Below are 12,463 nucleotides of genomic sequence, written 5' to 3' on the forward strand. Positions count from 1 at the left end.
TCACATGAAAAAGGCTGTATCCGTCATTTTAACGTTATCATTATTTTTGTTAACCGCCTGTTCGCTTGAGCCTCCCCAATGGGCAAAGCCGTCAAACTCGGGGAACAAAAAGGAATTCACCATTGGCTTGTCCGTCTCAACACTTAATAATCCTTTTTTTGTCTCATTAAAAAAGGGTATCGAAAAAGAAGCTAAAAAAAGGGGAATGAAAGTCATCATTGTTGATGCACAAAATGATTCATCGAAACAGACGAGTGACGTGGAAGATTTAATTCAGCAAGGTGTTGATGCATTATTAATCAACCCGACTGATTCTTCGGCGATCTCAACGGCAGTAGAATCTGCAAACGCAGTCGGTGTGCCCGTCGTAACAATCGATCGATCTGCCGAACAAGGAAAAGTTGAAACCCTCGTTGCTTCCGATAATGTAAAAGGCGGTGAAATGGCCGCGGCGTTTATTGCCGACAAACTTGGAAAAGGAGCAAAGGTGGCAGAGCTTGAAGGCGTCCCCGGCGCATCTGCCACACGGGAACGCGGCTCAGGATTCCATAACATCGCAGACCAAAAGCTCCAAGTTGTCACAAAACAATCAGCTGACTTTGACCGCACGAAAGGCCTGACTGTCATGGAAAACCTGCTGCAGGGACATCCTGATATCCAAGCTGTTTTTGCTCACAACGATGAAATGGCGCTCGGTGCTCTCGAGGCAATTAACAGCTCGGGGAAAGACATATTGGTGATCGGTTTTGACGGCAATAAAGACGCGCTCGCTTCCATTAAAGACGGAAAGCTGTCAGCAACCGTCGCTCAGCAGCCTGAGTTAATCGGTAAACTGGCTACAGAAGCAGCAGATGATATTTTGCACGGAAAAAAAGTGCAAAAAACAATATCCGCGCCTCTCAAACTAGAAACACAAAAATAATTGTCTGATGTTTAGGAACCTACGATAAAGTGAATAGAGTTATAGAATGAATTATTTCTCTTACGTGAGGAGAGGAACGGCATGAACAAACCAACAAAAATATTTTCAACTTTAGCACTTGCGGCTGGAATGACTGCGGCTGCTGCAGGGGGCGCTGGCACGATCCATGCCCAACAGCCAGAAACAACGGTAAGCATTGATGATTTATACAGTTATCCGATTGATTCTTATTTGGTATCAGCAGAGGCTCTAAATGTCAGAACGAAGCCTTCCGCATCAAGCCAGAAAGCCGATACGCTGCACTTAGGAGATAGCCTAAAGCTGATTTCCTTCTCAAATGCTGACTGGGCAAAGGTTCATTATAAAAACGGAAAAACAGGCTTTGTCTCCACTCATTATATTGTAAAAGCAGCAACAACAGTAAAAACCAAAACAAAAACGAAAGTATACACATCCGCTGACGGAAAGAGCATTAAGACTCTTCCAGCAGACACAAGCGTTTCTTTTTTAGGCTGGAGTCAAACGAATAAAGGCGGTTTTGATTTTGATTGGGTATTCGTTGATTACGGCGGTGCGACAGGTTATATGAAAACAAAGGATTTACACATGACAAAATAACTGAGAGGGATTCCGCATAAATGCTGAATCCCTTTTATTATGAATTGATTTGTCACATTCCCAAGATATTTCTCAGGAAATATTGTCGTATGCTGTGTCGAAACCTTACATGATCATCGACATTTTTGTTCACGCTAAAAAGCGGAGGTGTAAATATGGATCAATTTGAAGCAGCATATGAATCGTATAAAGCCCGGCAAACAACTGTCGATCAAGAAAATGTTCCATCTGGAAAAGAAGAAATTATTGCGGTTAGAAGAAATGAGGAAGACAATATTATCGCAGTGAAAACCAATACAGGAAGAGAGCTCGACTATCCTACTGCGCTGTCAGAAGCAAAATCAGGAAAACTCGCTCATGTTGATGTCTTCCATAAATACGGGCGTGACATTTTGCGAAGTGAACCGGACGGCATCAAGGAAAATAACCTGTCTGAGCTGCCGGATTTTTAAACAAATACAGCCCTGCCGTATGTTCGACAGGGCTTTCTTTTAAACAAAAGGCTGCTGAATGTATTCGGCTAACCGTTTTGCACTGTGTGAAATATCCTCTGCAGCTGCATAATTCACGCCATAGAACACATATGGAGGCAGATACTTCATGCCGATCAGATTACTCGTGGCCTGAAATGGTTTCAATAGCTCACTGATCGAGTAATGATTTGCTCCGCCCGCTTGATATTTTTCCGCTTCGCTCCCTGTTGATACAGCCAGCATCAGCTCCTTGCCATGCAAGGCATTTCCTTCTGAACCAAAAGCCCAGCCGTAAGTCAGCACAAGATCCTGCCATTTTTTCAAGAGCGGCGGAGAGCTGTACCAATATAGCGGGAATTGAAAGACAATCCGATCGTATTCCTCGCACAGCTGCTGTTCCTTCGCAACATCTATAGCTTCATCCGGGTATTCCTTATAAAGATCCCGTACTGTGATATTGTCATGTTTACTCAATTCCTCAGCCCACGCCTTATTAACAACTGAGGTCTCCATATGAGGATGCACTGCCAAAACCAATATTTTCATCAGACCACACCTTTACTGTTTTGATGTTATTTTAACTAAAATCAGGAAAAGAGCCAAATAAAAAGAAAGCCCTGCTAAAAGGGGCTTTCTTTTTTTCTTTTATTCAGGGCTTCCTTCAGTTGTTTCGATATCTTTCGCAAAATCAGGGTTATCCAGATTCGCATTAAAGAAATCCGCTGTGTTCGGAAGTCTGAGATTCATGTTCATTTTTTGAGAAATCGTAACCGTGCAATCCTCAAGCACATAGTCAAAAACGTGTCCGCCTGAATTGCGTCCTTCGTCAATGAAGTGCAGGTGATAGCCAGAAACGGCGATTCCGTTTGCATAGGCTGGTGTCAAGAAACCTACGATCGTTCCTCTCACGTTGTCGAAGTTGAAAATCGGCTGTGTTTTGACTGCTTCAACCATTGGCACGTAAGGTTTTTCTTGAAGTTCTACCGTTCTTGTCTGCACCTTTTTAAACAATCCGTCAATGCGAATTGCATAAAATAAGTTTCTGCTTGGCAGCATGCTGTTGATCTCTTTTTCAAAGTCTTCGCGTGTCATTTTCGCATCAATTTTGTGCGTCATGTCCGGTGTAAAGAACGTAAATGAACAGAACGGTGAACGGTCCCCTTTTTGGACCGGTGTCGCAGTTCCGTCTGAACGGAGACGGTAAAATTCGCCGTCAAACCCAATCAGCTCTCCGTCAAGCTTGTTAAAGGTTCCGATACCGAAGTCTCCATATTTCGGAATCTCTGACAGTTCAAAATCTCCGTCATATACTCCGTCTAATAGAGAAGTCATTGTTGATACTTGATAAATCTGGCTCACAGGCTGATCTTTTTGACCGCGGCTGAGCACTTGAATGTTGCTTTCTCGTTTCATATTTCCCTTCACTCCTTTTATTTAGTGCTGTTCATAAAACAGTGTCGTGATGCGCAGAGTGCTAGAGAGCTTTCGTTTTCATGAGTTCCCCGAATTCTTTCGGAAGCTTGTCACTTGCTAAATTAATGTTATCACTGTAGTCAACCGGGACATCGATGATGACAGGACCTTCAGCGTTCATGCCTTGACGCAGAACATCTGCCAGCTGGTCTGGTGATTCTACGCGCAAGCCAGTTGCTCCGAAGCTTTCCGCATATTTCACGATATCGATATTTCCGAAATCGACCGCAGATGTACGGTTATATTTTTTCAATTGCTGGAATGCAACCATGTCATATGTGCTGTCGTTCCATACAATGTGTACAATTGGTGCTTTTAGTCGAACCGCTGTCTCTAATTCCATTGCTGAGAATAAGAAACCGCCGTCACCAGAGACAGAAACCACTTTTTCTCCCGGTTTCACCAATGAAGCGCCGATTGCCCAAGGAAGCGCAACGCCGAGTGTTTGCATACCGTTACTGATCATTAATGTTAACGGCTCGTAGCTGCGGAAATAACGTGACATCCAAATGGCGTGCGAACCGATATCGCAAGTTACTGTAACATGATCATCGACTGCATTACGCAACTCTTTAACGATTTCAAGAGGGTGCGCTCTGTCTGATTTCCAATCTGCAGGCACCTGCTCACCTTCATGCATATATTGTTTTAAATCAGAAAGGATTTTCTGCTCACGCTCTGCAAATTCCACTTTCACAGCATCGTGTTCGATATGATTGATCGTGGACGGAATGTCACCGATCAATTCAAGATCAGGCTGGTAAGCATGATCAATGTCAGCGATAATCTCGTCTAAATGGATAATTGTCCGGTCTCCATTGACATTCCAGAATTTCGGATCATATTCAATCGGGTCATAGCCGATAGTCAGAACAACATCTGCCTGCTCTATCAGTAAATCGCCAGGCTGGTTGCGGAACAAACCGATACGGCCAAAATACTGATCCTCTAAATCTCTCGAAAGGGTACCGGCAGCTTGATATGTTTCAACAAATGGAAGCTGAACCTTTTTCAAAAGCTTGCGAACCGCTTTAATCGCTTCCGGTCTTCCGCCTTTCATACCGACTAATACGACAGGAAGTTTTGCTGTTTGGATTTTTGCAATGGCCGCACTGATTGCATCATCTGCTGCAGGACCGAGTTTTGGCGCTGCAACAGCTCGCACGTTTTTCGTATTTGTGACTTCATTCACAACATCTTGCGGAAAGCTCACAAAAGCGGCCCCAGCCTGCCCTGCTGACGCTATCCTAAATGCATTTGTAACAGCTTCCGGTATATTTTTAACATCTTGAACTTCTACACTGTATTTTGTAATCGGCTGGAATAGCGCCGCATTATCCAAAGATTGATGTGTCCGTTTTAAACGATCTGCACGGATCACGTTTCCAGCAAGCGCAACGACAGGGTCTCCTTCAGTGTTCGCTGTCAGCAGGCCTGTTGCCAAGTTAGAGGCACCCGGTCCTGATGTGACTAACACGACTCCCGGTTTTCCAGTTAAACGGCCGACTGCTTGGGCCATGAATGCTGCGTTTTGTTCGTGCCGGGCAACGATAATTTCAGGTCCTTTATCTTGTAAAGCGTCAAATACCGCATCAATTTTTGCACCTGGAATGCCAAATACATGTGTGACACCTTGCTCCACCAAGCAATCAACAACAAGCTCCGCCCCTCTGTTTTTCACAAGGGATTTTTGTTCTTTTGTTGCTTTTGTCAACACCCTCACTCCTTATTATGCATTTTAAACGTAAAATTTTAAATATCTTGTGATAAGTTTCACTATACACTCTTTGGAAATTGACCTCCAATATCGATTCGCCTTATGATTAATATGTAATACGAATTATTAACCTATGGAAAGGAATGCATATTGAATGGAGCTTCGCCATCTTCAATACTTTATCGCAGTAGCCGAAGAGCTTCATTTCGGAAGGGCTGCCCGGCGGCTGAACATGACGCAGCCTCCTCTCAGCCAGCAGATCAAACAGCTGGAGGAAGAAGTCGGAGTTACGCTTCTGAAAAGGACAAAACGATTTGTCGAGCTTACCGCAGCAGGAGAAATCTTTTTAAATCATTGCCGCATGGCATTGATGCAAATCGGACAAGGAATTGAACTGGCACAGCGGACGGCCCGCGGCGAGCAAGGCCTTCTCGTAATCGGTTTTGTCGGATCAGCTACATATGAATTTCTGCCGCCGATTGTCCGGGAATATCGTAAAAAATTCCCATCTGTGAAAATAGAACTGCGTGAAATATCCTCGTCTAGGCAGCAGGAGGAGCTACTAAAGGGCAACATTGATATTGGTATACTTCATCCTCCCTTACAGCATACAGCTTTACATATCGAAACCGCCCAAAGCAGCCCTTGTGTTTTAGCTTTGCCTAAGCAACACCCATTGACTTCTAAGGAATCAATTACGATTGAGGATTTAAGAGATGAACCAATTATTACTGTTGCTAAAGAAGCATGGCCTACGCTATACATGGATTTTATTCAGTTCTGTGAACAAGCGGGCTTCAGACCCAACATTGTCCAGGAAGCCACAGAATATCAAATGGTGATTGGTTTAGTCAGTGCCGGAATTGGTATGACATTTGTTCCTTCCTCAGCCAAAAAACTATTTAATTTGGATGTTACTTATCGAAAAATGGACCAAATACAGCTTAATGCAGAATGGGTTATCGCTTACCGCAAAGACAATCATAATCCGCTTATAAAGCATTTTATTCATATTTCAAATTGTCAGCAGACAAGAACTAAAGAGAGTGATGCAGGTACATGAACGATACTTGCAATCTCTTTTTTCTTTTGGGTTTCTTATGGAAATTTTATTAATTTAATATAATCGCTTAGTACAACTTTATATCAGTATACGTATACATACAGTACAAATAGTTGGCAAGGACATTAGTAAGCGCAGGACATTAGTTTGATTTTAAAAATGAAAGATAGAGAGGTGAAGTAAATTATTGAGTTCACCGGCATATTCACATTGCTCGCTTTTTTCGTAACAATGATTTTTATTTTCTGGAGACCAAAAGGACTAAATGAAGCTATCCCCGCCACATTTGGCGCTTTAATGGTTTTATTGTGCGGAAGTGTGTCATTGGCAGACTTAGGGGAAATCGGAACAAAAGTCACGGGTGCATCGGTTACAATCCTTGCCACTATGATTATGGCCATTGCACTGGAAAGCTTTGGTTTCTTTTATTGGGTGGCTGCAAAACTGCTCCAACAATCCAAGGGTTCAGGCATCAAGCTTTTTTGGCTAACCAATTTGCTCTGCTTTCTCATGACCATTTTCCTGAATAATGATGGGAGCATTTTGATCACAACTCCAATCCTTTTGCTTGTACTAAAATATTTAGGTTTAAAAAAACATCAAAAAGCCCCATATTTATTAAGCGGTGTTTTAATAGCCACAGCCTCTAGCGCACCGATTGGCGTAAGTAATATTGTTAATTTAATTTCTCTCAAAATCATTGGAATGGATCTATATCTTCACACTGCCATGATGTTTGTCCCTAGTATGATGGGACTCATTTTTATGACTTGTCTACTGTTTATGTTCTTTTATAAACGTCTTCCCAAGAGCCTTCCAGATATACCGAGCCATTTTCAGTCTCTGCGGCATAGAAGGTACCATCCTCTTCATTCGCCATCAGCTCCTTTACCAGAACGAAATCAAACAAAAATCATGTTGTTTGTGCTTGCATTTGTTTTTCTCGTCAGAATGAGTCTATTTGCAGCATCATATACCGGTATTTCTGTTCCTCTAGTCGCTGTCATCGGATCTTTTATCCTGTTGAGCTGGAGATGGATTTATTTCAAAACCTCCCCAAGAGACTTGTTATATAAATCGCCTTGGCACATTTTTATATTCGCTTTTACTATGTATGTCTTAATTTATGGTCTGCATAATATTGGATTCACTGAGTTACTTGTGAATTATTTTGAACCTGTGGTTTCTGGAAGCCTCGCCCATGCAACTTTTGCATCAGGTATCTCTACTTCTGTTTTTTCTAATCTCTTTAACAATCATCCAGCGTTAATGATCAGTACTTTTACCTTAACTGAAATGACCCTGAATCCTTCAACAACAAAAATCATCTACTTGGCAAATATTATCGGCAGTGATATCGGTTCATTATTATTACCTATGGGAACCTTAGCAACGCTTATTTGGATGCATATATTAAAACAGCATGATGAAAGTATTTCATGGGGCGAATATATAAAAACGACCATTATCATCATTCCGCTGACTGTTCTTTTTACGTTAACATGTTTATATTTTTGGATCAGTTGGTTATTTCTTTAGCACAGTATGAAACGAAAAACTGCCTTCTGCTATTCAAGAGGGCAGTTTTGCATACACTAGGGAAGATGCATTGTCTTTAGATGATTTAACTTCCAAATGATTGGCTCTCCATTTGCGTTAATAAGCTCAATGATATTATTAGAGACATCCTTTAATAGACCAACTTTTTCTGGCACCTCTCCCATATCAAATATGACCAATTCACCAATATTTTTTTTGATCTGCTCCTCAAAATTACGCACAAGAGGAACTTTGGAAGGCACGACAGGCAATTGTGAGTTGTCAAGAGTGTACGGTGTTTGTTCAGTTGAATAAGGGGTAAACCATTTTAAATGATGCATAGATATAAAAAGTATTTTAAATACAGGTGAGAAAAATACAATATAATCGTTTAAAACATTTGTAACATACCCATGGATCGATCGACCCCCAGTTACATAAACTTCAATAAACTGGCCTTTGACCTTGTTTAATGTATTTCTATATGAAAAAGCTTGAGTTTCTGCCTCTATCATTGGATCTTCCGGATTGATAAAAAATGGCTTCTCAGTACTGGTCACTATTTTCGCCTTTTTCATTTGATGAAGATGCAACAAGGGAATATAAAGATAATTGCAGCCATCAAAAATAACAAAAATATCCTGTCCGATATCTATAAGGGTGCCGACAAACCTTGTATCTCCTGAAATGACAACCTCAACATCTGCGTTAAGGAATTGATTCAAACCTTTCACGATTCTCCTCCTTTAACTGAAAAAGGGCATCACTTAATCTGATGCTCCTCCATTATCTATTAATATTTACGTTTCCAGTGATAGTCTATCGTTCTGACAATCGTTTCATAGCTATAATCTTCCTTTTGTTTTCCTGAACTTTTTAAGGAACTTGAATAGCCTGATGATCTTGATGATTGATAATCTGATGATCTTGGCGATCGTTTAGATGATTTTGATGAACTCTTTGAACCTGATGAGCTGTAAGATTTTGATGATTGATGATCTGAAGATTTTGATGATCGTTTAGATGATTTTGATGAACTCTTTGAACCTGATGAGCTGTAAGATTTTGATGACTGATAATCTGAAGATTTTAGTGATCGTTTAGATGATCTTGATGAACTTGATGAGCTATATGGCTTTGAAGAAATTAACGAACTGCTGTACACTTCTTCTTTTTGATCTGTATCATCGCTGTCTTCCTGATTTTGATGCTCATTCTTTTCATCCTCTTTTTTGTACGACCCTTTTGGGCCTAAGCTGATGCTTTTTATGTGAAAAGGATAGATGCGAAGCACCTCTTGATTTTTCACTATAGTATAATGGCCGTCGGCATTATCTACAAGGATACCTTCAATGGCTTCCGGACCTCCACGATTAATTGAAACCCATTTATGAGTCAGACTCTTAAAAACCTCGCTTAAATAATCAGCTTCCAAGACACCTGATGGCGTCTGTCCTTCTATTTTCAAATCGGGCTCATGTTTACTTATACTCTTTATGTGATGGATATTAAAATACACTACCCCATCCTCATTTGTGTTTAACGCAGCGTAATCATCTCCCAGCCAGACCAACCTTCCTTTTTTAGATTCCGGACCCCCTTGATTAAATTGAACTGATTGGTTCATTAATTGTCCGATTAAGCTATGAAAATCGTCAGCGTCGGGCATTTCCCCAGTCTCAATTGTTGTGGTGCTATTATTGGTATCCTCAGTAATACTTTTCACATGATCCAACTGATAATAAATTATTTTTTTTTCAGCTTGTAAAGCAATATAATCTGATTTTACAGCAGTTAATTTTCCTTTTTTAGATTCCGGACCTCCACGATATACAGTAACAATTTTATCTTTCATTGAATGCAAAAAGTTATAATAAGATATTTCATCATTTGAATGATACTTCATTCTCCTCTTGCTCATTCAAGTTCCTCCTAGTCACTTATACATAGATGATAAACATATTGCATATATACGTGTCACGTTTATTTGTTGAACTAATTCAATAGCCTAATTGTCGCTTTTTCAGCAGAATACCTATTTTCACACATTCATAAAATACTTAAATTATTTTTGAGGTATTGTGAACGGTTTTTAATATACTCACAAATCACATCCGGCTCACGGTCAAAACGCTCAACATCATTCTTTTTATATGGGTCCATTAAGATAAAAGGCCTAATCCGCTCATACATCGCCATTATTTTCGGTTCCATATATTCTATCGTAAAAAGAGATTGGAGCGTTTTTTCTAACAGGCGCTTGTAGGACTTGCGAAACTCGGATTCATCCAATATCCGGGCGGTTAGTGTATTAAATCCTTGAATTCTTACATAATCGGCAGCCATCCGCTCTCCATGGATATCCCTGCCCCAGGTCGCATCATAATCCCAAGGAATCACCTCAAATAATCCGGTTTCCCCGCTTCTGTATAATGCGTAGTTGTGGACAAACCCGTCATAGTTCGAGGTGAATACAATACCGGCAAGCCAGCGCAAATACTTATCGACATCCACGTGTTTTGTCACTTCTGACTTAAACTGAGCTTTAGGGACAGTATTAATTTTAAAAATCATATCCTGTAAATAAAAATCATCTTCCACAGTCCCTGTCTTCTTTTCATATCCAAGCTCCAGCGACGTCTTCGTTTCCTTTTCCAAATCGCTCATCAGAGAAAAGTTAGCATCATCATCCACCGCGTAAAAAATCGCGCCATCAGCCAGCTTCCTTTTCGCCAAATAATATTCATCTACGGATTCAAGTTCAAGATAAACCCCTTCATTCTTCCCATTCACCTTTACAAACACAAACTCTGCCTTTGGAGACAGTGTCCCTAGCTCCGAGAAAAAATCCAGAGACAATTTGTTTCTCATCAAGGAAGGGTCTTTATACTCCGCATTTAAGTGAATCTCTCGCGCGCCGCGGAATGTTTTCGGCTGATAAAAGGAAATATGGTATGACTTCTTTTTGAAGTCTCTGATATGTGATCCCCGATAAGCGATATCGATATCCAGCCTTTTTTGATTTACCTTCATCACAGCTGGCACCGGATCATCGTCCCATATATCCTTTTTTAATTCACGCAAATCCTTTGGATGAACAAACAGCTGATAAAGCGGTAAATTGGATTGATTCTTCATCCATAATCCTCCTTACAAATTTTAGGCTTTTATTTTTATAAGATCTCAGCGGAACACTTATACACTTTTTAAAACCGCGCGTACTATGAGGGTAGTAAGGATCTTCATCCTTAACATCATTTTTAAAAGGAGGATTTCAAATTGGGCCACTATTCCCATTCTGACATCAAAGAAGCGGTGAAATCCGCAAAAAAAGAAGGTTTAAAGGATTATTTATACCAAGAGCCTCATGGAAAAAAACGCAGTCATAAAAAGTCGCACCGCACTCACAAAAAATCTCGCAGCCATAAAAAATCATACTGCTCTCACAAAAAATCTCGCAGTCACAAAAAATCTCGCAGCTTCAAAAGATCGTTCTGCTCTCACAAAAGATCCCGCAGCCACAAAAAATCATTCTGTTCTCACAAAAGATCTCGCAGCCACAAAAAATCATTCTGTTCTCACAAAAGATCCCGCAGCCATAAAAGATCTCGCAGCCACAAAAGATCTCGCAGCTTTAAAAAGTCATGTCGTACACACAAAAGATCTCGCAGCTTTAAAAAGTCATGTCGCACTCACAAAAGATCTCGCAGCTTTAAAAAATCATGCCGCACTCACAAAAAATCATATCGTTCCCATAAGAAACACTACAAAAAACACGATGATTATGACAGCAAAAAAGAATACTGGAAAGACGGCAATTGCTGGGTAGTCAAAAAGAAATACAAATAATCTAAGTTTTCATTGTTTCAATAGGCTGCCGGCGGAGGTACGGAAGCCTATTTTTTTATTTGCCCTGTATTAGATATATGTCATGACATAACATATGCAACCCGCATCATTTGGTTTCCTTTAAACCATTTCGTTATAATCAAGGTATCCTAACGATAAAGGCGGTTGTTGCTATGTACATATTTCAAGCTGATCAGCTTAGTGCCAAAGACACATACAAGCTATTGTCAGGTACCGTTATTCCCCGCCCCATTGCATTTGTGACAACACTTTCTTCAGGAGGAGCGGTAAATGCCGCGCCTTTCAGTTTTTATAACGTCGTCAGCTCAGATCCTCCGCTTCTCAGTATTTCTGTTAACAGGACGGAAGGACGCCAAAAAGATACAGCACGAAACGCAGTGGAGAACGGAGAATTTGTCGTTCATGTCAGTGATGAAGCCATCATTGAAGATATCAATGAAACAGCTGCAAGCTTAAGGCCGGATGAAAGCGAGCTTACACGCACCTCGCTTCATCCTGTTGAAAGCAAAGCTGTTTCAGTTCCCGGCATTAAGGAAGCCCGCGTTCGCTTTGAGTGCAAATTAGAGCGGCATATTACCTTTGACAATGATCAAGGCATCACTACAGCAGATCTGCTCATCGGAAGAGTTGTCTGCTTCCACCTAGATGAAAAGGTGTATGATGCAGAAAAGGGATATATTTTAACGGATGAATTAAAGCCTGCCTCACGATTGGCGGGAAATCACTATGCCAAGCTGGGGGAAGAATTCACACTGATTCGTCCCAGCTGAAGAGAAGGACTATTTAAA

At 40.9% G+C, this 12,463-nt stretch carries 13 protein-coding genes; 7 read left to right on the forward strand and 6 right to left on the reverse strand.

Annotation, left to right across the window (positions count from 1 at the left end; translation table 11 throughout):
* Positions 1–4: 4 nt before the first annotated feature.
* From rbsB to CW370_RS11080, 3 genes are all read left to right on the forward strand, one after another.
* The gene (gene rbsB, locus CW370_RS11070) at positions 5–922 is read left to right on the forward strand and encodes a ribose ABC transporter substrate-binding protein RbsB (RefSeq protein WP_024572245.1); all 918 of its coding nucleotides are present in this window, start codon (positions 5–7) and stop codon (positions 920–922) included.
* Positions 923–1,003: 81 nt separating this feature from the next.
* Complete coding sequence (locus CW370_RS11075) at positions 1,004–1,540, forward strand: SH3 domain-containing protein (RefSeq protein ID WP_101169638.1); 537 nt, start codon at positions 1,004–1,006, stop codon at positions 1,538–1,540.
* 155 nt (positions 1,541–1,695) lie between these two features.
* Positions 1,696–1,992, forward strand: coding sequence for a DUF3892 domain-containing protein (locus tag CW370_RS11080; protein ID WP_003227867.1), 297 nt, complete (start codon positions 1,696–1,698; stop codon positions 1,990–1,992).
* 39 nt (positions 1,993–2,031) lie between these two features.
* Here the strand turns inward: CW370_RS11080 and CW370_RS11085 are convergent, their stop codons facing one another.
* The 3 genes from CW370_RS11085 to alsS form a co-directional block, all read right to left on the reverse strand.
* The gene (locus CW370_RS11085; RefSeq protein ID WP_003242788.1) at positions 2,032–2,559 is read right to left on the reverse strand and encodes an NAD(P)H-dependent oxidoreductase; all 528 of its coding nucleotides are present in this window, start codon (positions 2,557–2,559) and stop codon (positions 2,032–2,034) included.
* A 99-nt stretch (positions 2,560–2,658) separates the two neighbouring features.
* Positions 2,659–3,426, reverse strand: a complete 768-nt coding sequence (gene budA / locus CW370_RS11090) for an acetolactate decarboxylase (protein WP_024572687.1) — start codon at positions 3,424–3,426, stop codon at positions 2,659–2,661.
* 61 nt (positions 3,427–3,487) lie between these two features.
* Positions 3,488–5,200: an acetolactate synthase AlsS gene (alsS, locus tag CW370_RS11095; protein ID WP_024572688.1), complete on the reverse strand. Its 1,713-nt coding sequence runs from the start codon at positions 5,198–5,200 to the stop codon at positions 3,488–3,490.
* A 157-nt stretch (positions 5,201–5,357) separates the two neighbouring features.
* Between alsS and alsR the strand changes: the two genes are divergently transcribed.
* The gene (gene alsR, locus CW370_RS11100; RefSeq protein WP_024572689.1) at positions 5,358–6,266 is read left to right on the forward strand and encodes an acetoin biosynthesis transcriptional regulator AlsR; all 909 of its coding nucleotides are present in this window, start codon (positions 5,358–5,360) and stop codon (positions 6,264–6,266) included.
* A 210-nt stretch (positions 6,267–6,476) separates the two neighbouring features.
* Complete coding sequence (locus tag CW370_RS11105; RefSeq protein WP_024572690.1) at positions 6,477–7,805, forward strand: arsenic transporter; 1,329 nt, start codon at positions 6,477–6,479, stop codon at positions 7,803–7,805.
* Between the two features lie 56 nt (positions 7,806–7,861).
* Here the strand turns inward: CW370_RS11105 and CW370_RS11110 are convergent, their stop codons facing one another.
* The 3 genes from CW370_RS11110 to cotH form a co-directional block, all read right to left on the reverse strand.
* Entirely contained in the window at positions 7,862–8,539 is a 678-nt protein-coding gene (locus CW370_RS11110; RefSeq protein WP_024572691.1) for a DUF2642 domain-containing protein, read from the reverse strand.
* A gap of 59 nt (positions 8,540–8,598) precedes the next feature.
* Entirely contained in the window at positions 8,599–9,726 is a 1,128-nt protein-coding gene (locus CW370_RS11115; RefSeq protein ID WP_101169639.1) for a spore coat protein CotH, read from the reverse strand.
* Between the two features lie 128 nt (positions 9,727–9,854).
* A complete protein-coding gene (cotH, locus tag CW370_RS11120) occupies positions 9,855–10,943 on the reverse strand; it encodes a spore coat protein CotH (RefSeq protein ID WP_014478176.1) in 1,089 nt (362 codons plus the stop codon).
* Between the two features lie 141 nt (positions 10,944–11,084).
* Here cotH and cotG point away from each other — a divergent pair, with 141 nt between their 5' ends.
* A complete protein-coding gene (gene cotG, locus CW370_RS11125) occupies positions 11,085–11,654 on the forward strand; it encodes a spore coat protein CotG (RefSeq protein ID WP_101169640.1) in 570 nt (189 codons plus the stop codon).
* 173 nt (positions 11,655–11,827) lie between these two features.
* Positions 11,828–12,445, forward strand: a complete 618-nt coding sequence (locus CW370_RS11130; RefSeq protein ID WP_003227852.1) for a flavin reductase family protein — start codon at positions 11,828–11,830, stop codon at positions 12,443–12,445.
* Positions 12,446–12,463: the final 18 nt, after the last annotated feature.

The organism is Bacillus sp. SN32 (genome assembly GCF_002837495.1).
Lineage (GTDB): Bacteria > Bacillota > Bacilli > Bacillales > Bacillaceae > Bacillus > Bacillus subtilis.